The sequence below is a fragment of the Clostridium sp. ATCC BAA-442 genome (genome assembly GCF_964239415.1).
GTDB lineage: Bacteria > Bacillota > Clostridia > Oscillospirales > Oscillospiraceae > Flavonifractor > Flavonifractor plautii.
Genome location: NZ_CAXSQB010000004.1, coordinates 1 through 16,764 on the forward strand (window position 1 = coordinate 1; position 16,764 = coordinate 16,764).

Genomic DNA, 16,764 nt, shown 5'->3' on the forward strand with positions numbered 1-16,764 from the left:
GCTCAGGGGGATGGGGGCGGAGACGGGCTCTGCCGGGGGCCCGGCCGTTCCTTTCCCGTCCGGGTCGGGGAAGTTGTCCGCCAGGGCGGGGTCGCGGCCCTCCAGAATAGCCACCATCTCCGCGCCGGTGATGGTCTCCTTCTCCAGCAGGTACTCCACCACCTTATCCATGTCCTCCCGGCTATGGGAGAGGATCTCCACTGCCTTCTTGTAGCAGGCGTCAATGAGATCCCGCACCGCCCGGTCCATGGCGGCGGCGGTGTCCTGGGCGCAGTCGATGCCGTAGCCACCGTCCAGGTACTGGCTGCGGCGGGAGGCCAGGGCCATCATGCCGAACTCGTCGCTCATGCCGAACATGGCCACCATGTTGCGGGCGATGCCGGTGGCGTCCTGGATATCCTGGGCCGCGCCGTTGGTCATGGTGTGCAGTACCAGCTCCTCCGCCGCGCGGCCGCCCATGGAGACGGTGATCTGGGCCAGCAGCTCATCTCTGGTGTGCAGGTGCTTGTCCTCCTCCGGCAGATGGAGCGTATAGCCGAGAGCGCCCTGGGTATGGGGGACGATGGTGATCTTGCTCACCGGCTCGGCGTGCTTCTGCCTGTAGGCCACCATGGCGTGGCCCACCTCGTGATAGGCCACCAGCTTCTTCTCAAACTCGCTGAGGACGCTTCCCTTCTTCTCCGCGCCGGCGATGACCAGCTCGAAGGCGGCCAGCAGATCCTCCTGGTTGACCGCCTTGCGGCCCAGGCGGACAGCCCGCAGGGCGGCCTCGTTGACCAGGTTGGCCAGGTCGGCGCCCACGGTGCCCGCGGTGGCGATGGCGATCTTGCGGAGGTTCACGTCCTCGGCCAGACGGATATTGCGGGTGTGCACCTGGAGGGTGGCCAGACGGCCGGCCAGGTTGGGCCGGTCCACGATGATGCGCCGGTCGAAGCGGCCGGGGCGGAGCAGGGCCTGGTCCAGCACCTCGGGCCGGTTGGTGGCGGCCAGCAGGATGACGCCCTTGGTAGGGTCAAAGCCGTCCATCTCGGCCAGAAGCTGGTTGAGGGTCTGCTCCCGCTCGTCGTTGCCGCCCATGCGGTTGTCGCGGGACTTGCCGATGGTGTCGATCTCGTCGATGAACACGATGCAGGGGGCCATCTTGTTGGCCTCCTTGAACAGGTCGCGGACGCGGGCGGCGCCCATACCCACGAACATCTCCACGAAGTCGGAGCCGGAGATGGAGAAGAAGGGCACGTTGGCCTCTCCGGCCACGGCCTTGGCCAGCAGGGTCTTGCCGGTGCCCGGCGGGCCCACCAGCAGCGCGCCCTTAGGCAGCTTGGCGCCGATTTCCGTATACTTCTGGGGGTTGTGGAGGAAGTCGATGATCTCCACCAGGGACTCCTTGGCCTCATCCTGGCCGGCCACATCCTTGAAGGTGACGCCGGTCTTGCGCTCCACGTAGACCTTGGCGTTGGATTTGCCCAGGTTGCCGATGCCGCCGCCCATCTTGCCGGCCATCCCACGCATCAGCAGGGAGAAGACCACCATAATGAGCACCATGGGCAGCACCCAGGACAGCAGCACCGACAGAATGGGGTTGATGGGCTCCACGTATTCGGGGCCGAAGTTGGTAATGCCGTGGGCCTCCATGAGGGATACGAGTTCCGGAATGTCATCAGTCAGGGGGGCGCAGAAGTAGACCAGGGACTCCCTGCCGCCGGCGCTCTGGGCCTGATTCTGGCTCTGAACCGGCTGCTGCTGGGGGGCTGTCCCGTCCAACAGGGGCAGGTCCAGCACTCCGCCGGTGGTCCCGCTCTCCTGGGGCGTCTGAGCGGCCTGACTGTCCTGCCCGCCCTCCTCCGGCGTGCGGACGGTCACCTCTCCGTCCTCGCCGACAGAGAGAGAGTAGCCCTCCTTCAGCGTGAAGGTGTACTTGCCGCTTGACATAACCACGGACTCCACGGCATCCTGCATGATTAGCTGGCGGAACTGGCCGTAGGACACCTCCACGGAATTGGCCTGCTGCAGCCTGGATGTGGCCAGGTTGACCAGCAGGGTGAGAACCAGGGCCCACAGCAGGATAGAGACGATGGCCGTCATATTGCGCTTGTTGCCGCCGCCCTTGCCCCGGTTGTTGTTCTGATTGGAGTTCAAGTCTCGTTCCTCCTTGATGGGAAACATTCAATATTCAAAGTAATTATAGTTATAGCACAAGGAGTTTGAAAAAACAAGGAACGGCGCGGCGAAACCTGTAAACTTTCTATGAAAAACAAGGGGGGAGGCCCACCGCTCTTTTTGCAGGAATGCGGCAATTTTGGCTTTTTTGATCCGCCGTCTTGTGGTATACTGTTGTCCAGTATCGGACCAATGAGAAAGGCAGGACAGACCATGAAGGAGCGCAGACCGGCCCCCAGCGGGGAGGCCGACGGCATCATCGAGGGCCGCAACGCCGTGACCGAGGCCCTGCGGGCGGGCACCCCTATCGACAAGATCTATCTGGCCCGGGGGGAGACCGACGCGGCCCTGGGACACATCGCCTCCACCGCCCGCTCCAAGGGCGTTGTGGTGGTGGAGTGCGACCGGCGCAAGCTGGACGGCATGAGCCGCACCCACTCCCACCAGGGGGTGATCGCCCTGGCGGCGGTGCGGGAGTACGCCAGCGTGGACGACATCCTGGAGGCCGCCCGGGCCAAGGGGGAGCCCCCCCTGATCGTGGTGTGCGACGAGCTGAGCGACCCCCACAATCTGGGGGCGGTGATCCGCACCGCCGAGTGCGCGGGGGCTCACGGCGTCATCATTCCCAAACGCCGCTCCGCCGGCCTGACCGCCGTGGTGGCCAAGACCTCCGCCGGGGCGGTGAGCCACGTGCCCGTGGCCCGGGTGGCCAACCTGCCCGCCCTGCTCAAGGAGCTCAAGGAGGCGGGCGTGTGGGTGTTCGGCACCGCCGCCGACGGGGACCGGCTCCTGTACGACGCGGATTTGAAGGGCCCGGCCGCCATCGTCATCGGCAGCGAGGGGGACGGCATGGGCCGCCTTGTGGCCGAGACCTGCGACTTCAAGGTGCGCATACCCATGCGGGGGAAGCTCAACTCCCTCAACGCCTCCGCGGCGGCGGCCATCCTGCTCTATGAGGCCGTGCGGCAGAGAATGGAATAAGCGGGACGGAAAGGCGGCGGTCTCTATGGCCGCCCGCGTATCCAAATCATGCAAAGCAGGTGAGAACCATGTCCAAGGACCGGGACGACGAACGGAATACAGGTATGCCCGGCGAGGAGACGTTCTCCCTGGAGGAGATTCTGGCGGAGTTCGGCGGCGGCGCGGCCAAGCCGCGGTGGAAGGAGGACACCATCCCCTTTCCGGTGACGCCCCGTTCCCAGCGCACGGCGCCGTCTCCCGCCGGGCCGCCCGGGCCGGGCAAGGTGGTGTCTTTCCCGGCGGGCCGGCGGGAGGCTCCACCCCCCGCTCCGCCGCCTCAACCGGAGCCGGAGGAGCCGCCGGAGGACGGGGACAAGGTGTTGGAGTTCCCCGGTGAGGAAGGGCCGGCATCGGACAACCCCATTGCCGAGGGTCTCAACCGCCTGTTTCAGAAGGCGGACGACTACGCCGGACACATGTTTGAGGAGGAGGGCAAGGAGGACGACGAGGAGGTGCGCCGGGCGGAGGAGTACATCCCCGGCACCGACGAGGAGGAGCCGGAGGAGGTCTTCCGGGAGCGCCGCCCCCGCCGCCAGCCGCCCCCCGCCCCGGATCTGCCCGCGGCGGAGCTGGCCCGGCGGTACGGCAAGGGCCTCAAGTCCATGGGGGTACGCTCGGTGCTGGTGTTCCTGCTGCTTCTGCCCGCCCTCTACCTGACCCTGGGGCTGTTCCCCTACCCGGCCGTGCTCACCCCGGAGCTGCGGGTGCTTGCCCTGGCGGGTATCCAGGGGGCAGCCATGCTGCTGGGGCTGGATGTGCTCATGCGGGGGCTGTTCCGACTGCTGCGGCTGGAGCTGGGCATGGACACGCTGCTGGTCTTCGCCGCCGCGGCCACCCTGGCCGACGCGCTGACCATGTACCGTCTGGACCCCCGGGACGGTCAGATGCCCTACTGCGCGGCCATTGTGCTGGGGATATTCTTTCTCCTGCGGGGCGCCAGGCGCAAGCGGCGTGGTCTGCGCATGGCCTGCCGCACGGCGGCCTCCGCCGCCCAACCCTATCTGGTCACCCTGGACGAGGGCAAGTGGAATGGCTGGGACACCTACGCCAAGTGGTCGGGGGAGCCCATCGGCTTCGGCCGCCAGATGCAGGCCGCCGACGGGGCGGAGCGGATCTTCCACCGGGTCTGCCCGCTGCTGTTCATCGCGTGCCTTCTGCTCAGTGTGGTGGCCTCCATCGGCCGGGGCGCGCCGGAACGGCTGCTCTGGTGCCTGTCCGCCATGCTCACCGCCTGCGCCTCCCTGTCCGGGGCGCTGTGCTTCGCCCTGCCGTGGCTGAGCCTTACCCAGCGGCTGAGCAAGTCGGGGGCCGCCATCGCCGGGTGGGACGGGGTCACTGCCACCGGCGGCAGCGGCATCCTGCTCAACGATACCGACTTTTTCCCGCCGGGCTGTGTGTCCCTCAACGGCATCAAGATCTTTGGGGACTTTCCGGTGGACAAGGTGGTGTCCGACACCGCCACCCTTATCCGGGACGCGGGCTGCGGGCTGGACAAGCTCTTCCACGACCTGCTCCGCGCCCAGGGGTGCGTGTACCGCCGCGCCTCCGACTTCTGCGTGTATGAGGGCGGCCTGTCCGCCGTCATCCGCGACCAGCAGGTGCTGGTGGGCTCGGCGTCCTTCATGCACCTGATGGAGATCACCCTGCCCCAGGGGCTCAACGTGAAAAACGCGGTGTTCTGCGCCATCGACGGGGAGCTGGCGGGCATATTCGCCCTCAACTACACGCTCCACGGGGCGCTGGAGCCGTCGCTGAACAGCCTTATCCGCAACCGGGTCACGCCGGTGATGGCCACCCGCGACTTCAACCTGATCCCCGCCATGCTGCGCCAGCGCTTCAAGCTGCCGGTGGACAAGATGGAGTTCCCGGCGGTGGAACGGCGGCGGGAGCTGTCCGATGAGGAGCAGCCCCACAGCGACATCCTCACCGCCGTCCTCTGCCGTGAGGGGGTGGCCCCCTACTCCGAGGCCGTGGTGGGGGCGGCCCGGCTGCGTCGGGCGGTGCGCACCGCCGCAGTGCTGGCCTGCCTGGGTGCTGTGGCGGGGCTGCTGCTGGCCTTCTACCTCACCTTTGTATGCTCCTACGCCTCCCTGTCTGCCGCCAACCTGCTGGTGTTCCTGTTGATGTGGCTGGTGCCCACCCCGCTGATTGCCGGTATGGTGAACAAATATTGAACAAAAGAGGCTCCGTCCGGCTGGATGGAGCCTCTTTTGTAAACAATATGTAAATAGCGCCGTGGGCGCGTTGACTTTTGGAGGGAGAGCGCCTATGATTCCTTCGTACCCAAAATAATGTTTCAAACCGGGGAGGAATTTTGATTTGAAAGAACTGAAGGACAGTGAGATAAAGACTTCGCCCCCCAAAAAGCCGCTGATCTTCTACTATCTGGCGGCGTTGATTGTGCTGATGCTGCTGAACGTGTTTCTTTTCCCGTCCCTGCTGGAGCGCCAGGTGGTGGAGGTGCCGTACAGCCAGTTTTTGACCATGGTGGACGGCGGCCAAGTGGAGCAGGTGGCCCTGGATGAGACGAGCCGGGAGATCGTATTCATTGCGAAGGACGACGGCGGCCGGGAGGGCTATTACAAGACCGGCGTCTGGCCGGATGACGGCCAGCGGCTGCTGGCCCAGCTCCAGGCGGAGGAGGGGATCACCTTCACCGCGGAGATTCCCACCCAGGCCAATCCCATCCTCTCCTTTCTGGTGAGCTGGATTCTTCCCATTGTGATCTTTATCGTCATTGGGGAGCTGCTCTCCCGCTGGATGATGAAGCGCATGGGCGGCCTGCCCGGCGGGATGGGCAACGCCATGACCTTCGGCAAGTCGGGGGCCAAGGTCTACGTGGAGGAGGCGTCCACCGGCGTATCCTTTGCCGACGTGGCCGGCCAGGACGAGGCCAAGGAGTCGCTGATGGAGGTGGTGGACTTCCTCCACGGGCCGGAGAAGTACGCCGCCATCGGCGCCCGCCTGCCCAAGGGCGTGCTGCTGGTAGGGCCGCCGGGCACCGGCAAGACCCTGCTGGCCAAGGCAGTGGCCGGGGAGGCCAAGGTGCCCTTCTTCTCCATCTCCGGCTCGGAATTTGTGGAGATGTTCGTGGGCATGGGCGCGGCCAAGGTGCGGGACCTGTTCAAGCAGGCGGGGGAGAAGGCCCCCTGCATCGTGTTCATCGACGAGATCGACGCCATCGGCAAGAAGCGGGACACCGGCGGCCTGGGCGGCAACGACGAGCGGGAGCAGACCCTCAACCAGCTGCTGGCCGAGATGGACGGCTTTGACTCCAGCAAGGGCGTCGTCCTTCTGGCCGCCACCAACCGGCCGGAGTCCCTGGACCCTGCCCTGCTGCGCCCGGGCCGGTTTGACCGGCGGGTGCCGGTGGAACTGCCCGATCTCCAGGGGCGCATCGCCATTCTGAAGGTGCACGGAAAGCGGGTTCATATTGACGGGGACGTGGACTGGAGCGCCATCGCCCGGGCCACCGCCGGCGCCTCCGGCGCGGAGCTGGCCAACATCGTCAACGAGGGCGCCCTGCGGGCCGTCCGCCTGGGGCGGAAGACCGTCACCCAGGCCGATTTGGAGGAGAGCGTGGAGACCGTCATCGCCGGGGCCCAGCGGAAGAACGCGGTCATCTCCCCCCAGGAGAAGCAGATTGTCTCCCACCACGAGGTGGGCCATGCCCTGGTGGCCGCCCTCCAGTCCCACTCCGCCCCCGTTACCAAGATCACCATCATCCCCCGCACCTCCGGCGCCCTGGGGTACACCATGCAGGTGGACGAGGGGGAGAAGATGCTCATGAGCCGCACCGAGCTGGAGAACAAGCTGGCCACCCTCACCGGCGGGCGGGCCGCCGAGGAACTGATCTTCGGCCCGGACAACATGACCACCGGCGCCTCCAACGACATCGAGCAGGCCACCAAGCTGGCCCGGGCCATGATCACCCGCTACGGCATGACGGAGGAGTTCGACATGGTGGCGCTGGAGACGGTGCAGAACCAGTACCTGGGGGGCGACGCCGCCCTGTCCTGCTCGGCTGAGACGGCCGCCGCGGTCGACCGCCAGGTGGTGGAACTGGTGCGCGCGGCCCACCAGAAGGCTCTCGGACTGCTGCGGGAGAACGAGTCCAAGCTCCGGGAGCTGGCCGGCTACCTCCTGGAGAAGGAGACGATCACCGGCGAGGAGTTCATGGAGCGGCTCCGGACATAACAGACATATCAGCCGCCCCCCGCGCCAGAGGCGGGGGGGGGCGGCTGTGCTTGGGCTTCAGCGGCCGGACAGGGCCTTCCAGAGTTTCTTCTGGTTGGGCAGCATCTTCCGGGGCGGGGTGAGCGCCCGGTAGCGCTCCGCCAGCTCGGCCCGGCGGGCGGGGGCCAGAAGGGGGAGCAGCGGGGCGGCAAAGCCCTCAAAGGCGGCCAGGGAGAACTCGGTGGCGCCGTTTTTGGGCCGGGGATAGAGGAGCATCAGCTCCAGGGCCTGGGCGGCCAGACGGTCGGCCTCCTCCGCCGGGCAGGCCGCAAGCTGGGTTTTCAGTGCCTCCACATGGACGGGCAGCTCTTCAGCGAAGGCGTCCACCAGACTGCCCAGCTTGGGATTGCCGTCCGAGCGGAGGAAGAAGCCGATGGCCTCCCCCAAGCTGGCCCTGCGGGCCTCCGGAAGCGCGTCCAGGAACCGGCTGTAGGCGTTCTGAAGGGCTTCCAGGGCCTGAACCGGAGTCTGGGGAGCGGCAGATTCCATAAACGATCCCTCCTTTGGGCAACATTATACGGCCCGGCCGGCCAAAAAACAAGTGCCCCGCCAGCCGGCGGGGCACTTGTTATGGACGGACAGGTTAGGCCTGGGCCTCCACATAGGCGTGGAAGGCGGCCTCGCCGGCGTCGGCGTTCTCGGCGATGAGGTAGAACACATAGCCGTCCTCCACCAGAATGCGGGCGTCCTCCACCTTGGGCAGGTTCTGGGCCAGGTACCAGGAGAAGGTGTCGTGCTGGGACTGGCGGTGGGCCTCCAGGGCCTCCTTCACGGCGGTCTCATCGGCGCCGTCGGCCAGCTTGGCCAGCACCATGATGTCAGGGGTGGTGTTCATGGAGGTGAAGCAGATGGCCTGCTCAAAGGTGTCCTCGGGCAGCTGGAAGAGGGTCGCCACCTCTGCGTTGTCGCTCCGCATGCCGAAGGCCATGCCGCTCTCCTCGCGGATCTGATAGGCGGCCTTCACCATGGGGTCGTTGTTGGGGGTGGTGATGTCGATGCGGTTGACATCCAGTTCGGGGTTCCGGTCTACCGTGTAGCCCTCCAGCATGGACAGAACGCCCGCCTCTACAAAGGTGATGCCGTCCGCCACCTGGGCGGTGGATTTCACCTGTTGGTCGTCCAGCCAAACACTGTTGTCGGCGAACTTGACGGTGATGCGGTTATCCCCGAAGGTGAACCAGCTCTCGTTGTTCTCCTCATCCCAGTAGGCGGAGCCGTGGTCGGCTTCGGCCAGCAGGCGCAGGGGGAGCAGCTCCTCCCCGGAGACGCCGGGGATGCCGGTGAGATCCAGGGTTTCTCCATTGAGCACGATGGTCTGGCCGTAGCCGGTGTCGGCGGGGGCGATCACCAGCTCCGGCTCCTCCGCGGCCAGGGCGGGCAGGGTCATGGCCCCGGTGAGGGTGAGGGTAAGGGCAAGCGTACCGAGTTTCTTCATTTGGATTCTCCTTTGCAGTTTGGGTTTGCACGCTTCTTAGACGAGAAGGCGGAGAAAAAGTTCCCGCTGGAGGAAAAATTATTTGGATACCGGCGCGAAGGTTCCACCCACCAGGGCGCAGAGGGCCGCCGGAGCCAGCTCCACCTGGGCTCCGATTTTCCCGGCGCTGACCACGATGGCGTCCAGTCCTTCCACGCTCCCGTCCAGCACGGTGGGAAAAGGCTTTTTCATCCCCACCGGGGAGCAGCCCCCGTGGACGTAGCCGGTGAGAGGGAGCAGCCTGGCCTGAGGGATCATCTCGATGGACTTCTCTCCCACAGCCCGGGCCGCCGCCTTCAGATCCAGCGAGCGGAGTACAGGGATGACAAAGACGTAGTGCTGGCGGCTGGCCCCCTGGGTCACCAGGGTCTTGCACACCGAGGCGGGGTCCCGGTCAAGGAGGGCGGCCACGCTGGCCCCGTCCACCGCGCCGTTGGGGTGGGCGTAGTGGTGTGGAGTGTAAGGCACCCTTTTTTGGTCTAAAATACGCATCACATTGGTCTTTTCTTCGGCCATAGTTGTCCGCTCCTGTCGGTTATGGTATGATCCTATATCATACTACAAACGAGGAGACGATGCAAATGCTGGATACAAAGGGATGCCGGGGGCAGCTCATGAACATTGCCCAGCGGCTTTTGTCCATTGACAGCCCCAGCGGCTTTACGGACCAGGTAGTGCGGGAGGCGGAGCAGATCGCCCGGGACCACGGCTACGCCGTCCGCCGCACCAACAAGGGAAACCTGGTGGTGTCGGTGCCCGGCCGGGAAAAGGGGAAGCGCGTCGGCCTGTGCGCCCACATCGACACCCTGGGCCTCATGGTGCGCTCCATCACCGCCGACGGCATGCTGATGACCACCAGAATCGGCGGGCCCATCCTGCCCACCCTGGACGGGGAGTACTGCCGCATCCACACCAGGGACGGCCGGATATACACCGGAACCATCCTGTCTCTGTCCCCGGCGGCCCACGTCTTTGACGACGTGCTCACCCGCCCGCGGGACGAGAAGAACCTGGCCGTGCGCATCGACGAGGTGGTGGAGGACCGGGCCGGCGTGGAGGCCCTGGGCATCGCCCCCGGTGACTTCGTGTGTATCGACCCCAAGACCGTGGTCACCGACAGCGGCTTCCTCAAGTCCCGGTTTATCGACGACAAAGGGAGCGCAGCCTGTCTGCTCACTCTGCTGAGGCTGATGCACATCGCCGGGCAGCGGCCCCGGTACGATACCGAGGTGTGCTTCACCGTCCATGAGGAGGTGGGCCACGGAGGGGCCACCCTGCCCCAGGTGGACGAGCTGCTGGCGGTGGACATGGGTTGCGTGGGGGACGATCTGAGCTGCACCGAGCGCCAGGTGTCCATCTGCGCCAAGGACAACGGCGGCCCCTACGACTATGGCATGGTCACCCGCCTGGTGGAGCTGGCCCGGGCCAACGCCATCCCCTACGCGGTGGACATCTACCCCCACTACTCCTCTGACATCACCGTGGCCTGGCACGCGGGCATGGACGCCCGGGGCGCCCTCATCGGCCCCGGCGTCCACGCCTCCCACGGCATGGAGCGGACGCACTTTGAGGGGATGAAGGCGACGATCGACCTGGTGGCGCTCTATCTGGAGCTGGGCTGAGGGGCGGCCGCGTCCGCTCCATGCGCGCCGGGTGGCGGCAAAAAATCGCCGCTGAACGGCGTCTTGCCTTGTCACAAGGCTGAGAGTTTGATATAATAAAGGGTAATTTTGAGGGAAGGGGGCATACGGCCGTGAAATACAAGCAGTGGAACCGGGCGGCCAGTGCCCCTCAGGCGCGGGCCGCCATGGAGGCGGCGGGGGTGCCGCCCCTGGCGGCGCTGACCCTCTGCGCCCGCGGGCTGGACACCCCGGAGAAGGCCAGCGCCTTTCTGGACGCCGGCCGGGGCCAGCTCCTGGACCCGTTTCTCATGAAGGACATGGACCGGGCCGCGGCGCGGGTGCGCCGGGCGCTGGCGGCGGGGGAACACATCGCGGTCTACGGCGACTACGACGTGGACGGCATCACCTCCACCTGCCTGCTCACCGACTTCCTCCGCCGGGAGGGGGGGACGGTGATCCCCTATATCCCCGACCGGATGGAGGAGGGCTACGGCCTCAACCGGGAGGCGGTGGCCGCCCTCCGGGGCCAGGGGGTGGGCCTCATCGTCACGGTGGACTGCGGCATCACCGCCGTGGAGGAGGCGGCTTGCGCCGCCTCACTGGGGGTGGAGCTGGTGATCACCGACCACCACGAGTGCAAGGCCGCCCTGCCCGCCGCCGCGGCGGTAGTGGACCCCCGCCGGGCCGACTGCCCCTATCCCTTCAAGTGCCTGGCCGGGGTGGGGGTGGCCCTCAAGCTCGTCCTGGCCCTGGGCGGCCCGGCCCGGCAGGACGAGCTTCTGGCGCGCTACGCCGATCTGGCGGCCATTGGCACGGTGGCCGACGTCATGAGCCTGACGGGAGAGAACCGCACCATTGTGCGCCTGGGGCTGGAGGCCCTGCGCCGCACCGGGCGGCCGGGGCTGCGGGCCCTGCTCCACGAGGCGGGGCTGGATGAGCGGCCCCTTACCGCCACGGCCATCGGCTACACCCTGGCCCCCCGCATCAATGCCTCCGGGCGGATGGGGTGCGCCTCCCTGGCTGGGGAGCTGCTCCTCACGGACGATCCGGCCCGGGGGGAGGAACTCTCCCGGGCCCTGTGCGACCTCAACCGGGAGCGGCAGGCCATTGAGGCGGAGATCTATACCGAGTGCCAGGCCATGGCCGAAGCCCTGCCCCGGCCGCAGAGGCACGCCCTGGTGCTGGCCGGGGAGCAATGGCACCAGGGGGTGGTGGGCATCGTGGCCTCCCGTCTGGCGGAGAAGTACTCCTGCCCGGCGTTTATGATCTGCCTACAGGACGGCAAGGGCAAGGGCTCCTGCCGTTCCTTCGCGGGCTTCAACCTGTTCGCCGCCCTGGAGCGCTGCGCTCCCCTGCTGGAGGGCTTCGGCGGCCATGCCCTGGCGGCGGGCTTCACCATCCGGGAGGAGAATATCCCGGCCTTTGCCGCCGCCATGAACGACTATGTCTGCGCCTGTACCGGCGGGGAGGAGATGGTTTCCGCCCTGGACATCGACGGGGAGCTGGACGATGTGGGCCTGCTCACCCTGGAGGGAGTGGAGGGCCTGGAGCTGCTGGAGCCCTACGGCGCGGGCAACCCAAAGCCGGTGTTCTCCCTGTCTGGCTGCCTGGTTTCCGCCGTGAACGAGGTGGGCGGCGGGCGGCACCTGAAGCTGAAGCTGACCGCGTCCGGCCGGTCGTTCGACGCCATTTTCTTCTCGGCCACCGCCGAGGAGGCAGGGGTGGGGCCGGGCGACCGGGTGGACGTGGCTTTCACGCCCCAGATCAACGAGTACCGGGGGTGGCGGAGCGTCCAGCTCCAGCTCTGCGATCTGCGCCCCGCCCTCACCCGGGCCCAGGCCGAGCGGGCCCTGTACGAGAAGTTCCGCCGGGGGGAGCCCCTCACCCGGCAGGAGGCGGAGGCCCTGCTGCCCAGCCGGGAGGAGTTCGTCACCCTGTGGCGCTACCTGAAGGGCCACGCGGGGCAGGCCCCGCTGGAGGCCACGGCCCACCGCCTGGCCCGCAGCATCGCCCGCTCCGCCGGCCGGCGGGAGACGGTGATGCGCACCCTGGTGTGCCTGGAGGTCTTTGACGAGCGGGGGCTCATCCGCCTGGAGCACACCACCGACCACCTGCACATCGCCCTGCGCAGCGTGGACGGCAAGGTGAATCTGGACGATTCCTGTATCATGCGGAAATTGCGGCATATATTATCCAACGGGTGAGCCGACCGGGCCGCCCGCTGGCATTCTGATTGCTTTACGTGAGGTGGCTGGTATGGACCCCATCCTGGAGCGCTATCAGGCGCTGGAGGATAAAATCAAGGAATACAACCCGGCGCTGGATGCCCAGCGCCTGTTCCGCGCGTTCACCTACGCCGACAACGCCCACGCCGGACAGCTGCGCAAGGACGGCTCCCCCTATATCACCCACCCCCTGGCGGTGGCGGAGATTGTGGCGGAGCTGGAGCTGGACACCGACTCCATCATCGCCGCCCTGCTCCACGACTGCATCGAGGACACCGGCGCCACCCACGAGGAGATCGCCAAGCTCTTCGGACCCACGGTGGCCGATCTGGTGGAGGGGGTCACCAAGCTGACCCGGGTGCAGTACACCTCCAAGGAAGAGGAGCAGATGGAGAACCTGCGCAAGATGCTCATGGCCATGGCCAAGGACATCCGGGTGATCCTCATCAAAATCTGCGACCGGCTGCACAACATGCGCACCATGGAGTACCAGAGCGCCCGCAAGCAGAAGGAGAAGGCCCTGGAAACCATGGAGATCTACGCGCCCATCGCCCACCGCCTGGGCATGCAGCGCATCAAGTGGGAGCTGGAGGACACCTCCCTGCAATACCTGGATCCCATCGGCTACAGGGAGATTGCCGACGAGCTGGCCGCCCGCTCCTCCGCCCACGAGGAGTTCCTGGCGGGCATCCAGAAGCGCATCCAGGACCGGCTGGACGAGGAGGGCATCCGCTGCACCATCTACGGCCGGGTGAAGCATATCTACTCCATCTACCGCAAGATGTATACCCAGAACAAGACCATGGACGAGATCTTCGATCTCTATGCCTTCCGGGTCATCGTCGACGACATGCCCGAGTGCTACAATGTCCTGGGCGTCATCCACGACCTGTTCAACCCCGTGCTGGGCCGGTTCAAGGACTATATCTCCACCCCCAAGCCCAACGGCTACCAGTCCCTCCACACCACCGTCATCGGCCGGGAGGGCATCCCCTTCGAGGTGCAGATCCGCACCTGGGAGATGCACCACACCGCCGAGTACGGCATCGCCGCCCACTGGAAGTACAAGCAGGGCATGGCCAACGCCAAGCTGGGCACCGAGGAGGCCTTCGAGTGGGTGCGCAAGCTGCTGGAGAGCCAGCAGGACGTGGACGCCGAGGAGTTCGTGCGCACCATGCGGGTGGATCTCTTCGCCGACGAGGTGTTCGTCTTCACCCCCCGGGGGGACGTGATCAACCTGCCCGCCGGGGCCACCCCCATCGACTTCGCCTACAACATCCACTCCGCCGTGGGCAACCACATGACCGGGGCCAAGGTCAACGGCCGCATGGTCACCTTCGACACCCCGCTGAAAAACGGCGACATCGTGGAGGTCATCACCTCCAAGTCGGCCCACGGCCCCAGCCGGGACTGGATGAAGATCTGCAAGTCCAACGAGGCCCGCAACAAGATCCGCCAGTGGTTCAAGAAGGAGCGGCGGGAGGAGAACATCGCCACCGGCCGCGCCTCCTTCGAGTCGGAGCTCAAGCACGTGGGCCTCTCCCTGGCCGCCATCACCGCCGAGGACGTGCTCCCCTTCATCCTCAAGAAGGTGCGCTTCGGCACCCTGGACGAGCTGTACGCCGCCATCGGCTACGGCGGCATGTCCGCCCAGAAGGCGGTGGTGCGGGTCAAGGACGAGATGACCCGCCTGGACCGGCTCCACGCCGAGCAGTCGGCCGCCGCCCAGGAGCCCATTCACCCCTCTACCTCCAACCCGCCCACCGTCCCCATCCGTGGGGGCAAGACCAGCCAGTCGGGCATCATCGTGGAGGGCATTGACAACTGCCTGGTCAAGTTCGCCAAGTGCTGCACCCCCGTGCTCGGCGACCCGGTGGTGGGCTTTATCACCCGGGGCTTCGGCGTGTCGGTCCACCGGGCCGACTGCCCCAACGCCTCCGACGCCAAGCGGGCGGAGGAGCCGGGCCGCTGGATCAAGGTGTCCTGGGCCACCGGGGAGCTGGCCACCTACCAGACCGCCCTGGACATCTCCGCCAAGGACCGGGACGGCCTGACCCTGGACGTGGCCATGACCCTCTCCGCCGCCAAGGTCAAGACCACCAGCCTGTCCGCCCGCTCCATGCCGGACGGCTACGCCACCGTCAGCATCGTCCTGGAGGTCAAAAATCAGGAGGAGCTGACCAACGTGATCAACAAGCTGGGGCAGATCCAGGGCGTGTATCAGGTGAAACGGGCCAGCGGCTAGGTCTAGGGGGTATCCAATACCCCCTAGATACGAGCCTGCGTGCCGGCAAAGCCGGCGACTTGGCTCGATACCCCCGGTTTCGCGCCTTGTGGCGCGGGTCGGGGTGTCTTTCCGGGAAGCACCCGCAAGGGGTACGCCGTATCCGTAGGGCGGCAAAGCCGCCAACGGCTACGCAGTAAATTCCCGGAAAGACGAATTTTGAATTGATTTCCGCCCTGGCGGGCGGAAACTCTGCGAGGCCGTAGGGGCGGATATCATCCGCCCGCCCGGTTTAAGGAGAATGGAATATGACTAAGATAGAGAACATGCGGGAGGACAGCGGCCTGGGCCGGCTGCTCTCCGAGTGCTTCGCCGGGGGCGAGCGGCTCCGGCGGGAGCTGCGCCTGAGCGCGGAGCAGGCCGAGGAGCTGGCCGCCGCCTATCCCGCCGACGTGCGGCCCATGGGCGGGAGCTGGTATGAGATTACGTTCCAGGGGGCGTTTACCTATGGCAATTGAGTTTGTGCCCGTTCTGCTGGGCTCCGACATCAATGCGTACAGCATGGCCCGGGCCTTTCACGAGGCCTACGGCGTAAAGACCATCGTCTACGGCATGTTCCCCGCCAGCGTGTGCGCGGGGAGCAGGATCATCGACTACCGGGTGCGGGAGCACAATGACCGGGTGGACAAGGTGCTGGAGAACGTCACCGAGGTGGCCCGTGAGTTTCCCGACAAGAAGATTCTGGTGCTGGGCTGCGGGGACAACTACCTCAACGCCATCTCCGCCAATCTGCCCCGCTACCCGGAAAACGTCATCGCCCCCTATGTGAGCCTGGACATGCTGGAGACGCTGATCCACAAGGAGAAGTTCTACGAGCTGTGCGACCGGTACGGCATCGACCACCCGGCCACGGTGGTGTACCACAAGGGCATGGGCCACGCGTTCGAGCTGCCCTTTGACGGCCCCTTCGTGGTCAAGCCCGCCGAGTCGGACACCTACTGGAAGCACCCCTTCCCCACCCAGAAGAAGGCCTACATCCTCCAGACCCGGGCGGAGGTGGACGCGGTCATCGACCAGATCTACGGGGCGGGGTATGAGGACGCGCTGATCCTCCAGGACTTCATCCCCGGGGACGACAGCTTTATGCGGGTGGTGACCAACTACTCCGGCGCGGACGGGAAGGTGCGCCTCATGTGCGTGGGCCACGTCCTGCTGGAGGAGCACACCGGCCACGCCATCGGCAACCACGCGGTGATCATCACCGAGCCGGAGCCGGAGCTGTGTGAGAAGCTGCGGGGCTTCCTGGAGGCCATCGGCTTTGTGGGCTTCTCCAACTTCGACATCAAGTACGACCAGCGGGACGGCAAGTTCAAGGCCTTTGAGATCAACTGCCGCCAGGGCCGCAGCAACTACTACGTCACCGGCGCGGGGTACAACCTGGCCAAGTACCTGGTGGAGGATGTCATCGAGCACAAGCCCTGCGCCTTGACCGTGACCCAAAACCGCCATCTGTGGTGGGTCATCCCCCCCAAGGTGGCCTACGACTACGTCAATCCCCGGTACCACCAGGAGATGCGCGCCTTGGAGCGGGCCAATGCCGCGGTCAACCCCCTGTTCTACCGGCCGGACAACGGCCTGATGCACAAGCTGCGCATCCTCCGGGGCCAGCACCGCTACGTGGGCTGGTATGCCTCGTGCATGGAGAAAGTAAAATGACAAAACAGCGCCTCGGCATTTTGGGCGGCATGGGCCGGGGGGGGGGGGGGGGGGGGGGGGGGGGGGGGGGGGGGGGGGGGGGGGGGGGGG

The 16,764-nt window shown here is 66.4% G+C and carries 12 protein-coding genes; 8 read left to right on the forward strand and 4 right to left on the reverse strand.

Translation table 11 applies throughout. The features are described from left to right. Positions 1–2,163, reverse strand: a 2,163-nt coding sequence (gene ftsH / locus ACESY8_RS02520; protein ID WP_498794574.1) for an ATP-dependent zinc metalloprotease FtsH, incomplete at its 3' end; no start/stop codon positions are given. 207 nt (positions 2,164–2,370) lie between these two features. Here ftsH (ACESY8_RS02520) and rlmB point away from each other — a divergent pair. The 3 genes from rlmB (at position 2,371) to ftsH (ACESY8_RS02535) (ending at position 7,374) form a co-directional block, all read left to right on the forward strand. Next, entirely contained in the window at positions 2,371–3,138 is a 768-nt protein-coding gene (rlmB, locus tag ACESY8_RS02525; RefSeq protein WP_009257896.1) for a 23S rRNA (guanosine(2251)-2'-O)-methyltransferase RlmB, read from the forward strand. Between the two features lie 68 nt (positions 3,139–3,206). After that, complete coding sequence (locus ACESY8_RS02530; RefSeq protein WP_054339400.1) at positions 3,207–5,351, forward strand: hypothetical protein; 2,145 nt, start codon at positions 3,207–3,209, stop codon at positions 5,349–5,351. A gap of 145 nt (positions 5,352–5,496) precedes the next feature. Further along, positions 5,497–7,374 (forward strand): ATP-dependent zinc metalloprotease FtsH, encoded by a 1,878-nt coding sequence (gene ftsH, locus ACESY8_RS02535; RefSeq protein WP_131971395.1) that lies wholly within the window; start codon positions 5,497–5,499, stop codon positions 7,372–7,374. 57 nt (positions 7,375–7,431) lie between these two features. Here ftsH (ACESY8_RS02535) and ACESY8_RS02540 read toward each other — a convergent pair whose 3' ends face one another. The 3 genes from ACESY8_RS02540 to ybaK all read right to left on the reverse strand — a co-directional run bounded on the left by ACESY8_RS02540 (position 7,432) and on the right by ybaK (position 9,403). Beyond that, positions 7,432–7,902 carry a hypothetical protein gene (locus tag ACESY8_RS02540; protein ID WP_054339399.1) on the reverse strand — a complete coding sequence of 157 codons (471 nt, stop codon included), beginning with the start codon at positions 7,900–7,902 and terminating at the stop codon, positions 7,432–7,434. Between the two features lie 94 nt (positions 7,903–7,996). Further along, positions 7,997–8,848: a DUF4358 domain-containing protein gene (locus ACESY8_RS02545; RefSeq protein WP_007494731.1), complete on the reverse strand. Its 852-nt coding sequence runs from the start codon at positions 8,846–8,848 to the stop codon at positions 7,997–7,999. 78 nt (positions 8,849–8,926) lie between these two features. Then, positions 8,927–9,403: a Cys-tRNA(Pro) deacylase gene (ybaK, locus tag ACESY8_RS02550; protein WP_007494729.1), complete on the reverse strand. Its 477-nt coding sequence runs from the start codon at positions 9,401–9,403 to the stop codon at positions 8,927–8,929. Positions 9,404–9,468: 65 nt separating this feature from the next. Here ybaK and ACESY8_RS02555 point away from each other — a divergent pair, with 65 nt between their 5' ends. From ACESY8_RS02555 to ACESY8_RS02575, 5 genes are all read left to right on the forward strand, one after another. Then, the gene (locus tag ACESY8_RS02555) at positions 9,469–10,509 is read left to right on the forward strand and encodes a M42 family metallopeptidase (RefSeq protein ID WP_009257901.1); all 1,041 of its coding nucleotides are present in this window, start codon (positions 9,469–9,471) and stop codon (positions 10,507–10,509) included. Between the two features lie 131 nt (positions 10,510–10,640). Next, complete coding sequence (gene recJ / locus ACESY8_RS02560) at positions 10,641–12,713, forward strand: single-stranded-DNA-specific exonuclease RecJ (RefSeq protein WP_434307800.1); 2,073 nt, start codon at positions 10,641–10,643, stop codon at positions 12,711–12,713. Between the two features lie 52 nt (positions 12,714–12,765). Next, positions 12,766–14,979: a RelA/SpoT family protein gene (locus ACESY8_RS02565; protein WP_498794579.1), complete on the forward strand. Its 2,214-nt coding sequence runs from the start codon at positions 12,766–12,768 to the stop codon at positions 14,977–14,979. Positions 14,980–15,266: 287 nt separating this feature from the next. Then, positions 15,267–15,476, forward strand: coding sequence for a hypothetical protein (locus ACESY8_RS02570; RefSeq protein WP_007494718.1), 210 nt, complete (start codon positions 15,267–15,269; stop codon positions 15,474–15,476). Beyond that, the gene (locus ACESY8_RS02575) at positions 15,466–16,674 is read left to right on the forward strand and encodes a carboxylate--amine ligase (RefSeq protein ID WP_024724963.1); all 1,209 of its coding nucleotides are present in this window, start codon (positions 15,466–15,468) and stop codon (positions 16,672–16,674) included. Before ACESY8_RS02570 ends, ACESY8_RS02575 begins: the two co-directional genes overlap by 11 nt. The last annotated feature ends 90 nt before the right edge of the window (positions 16,675–16,764 follow it).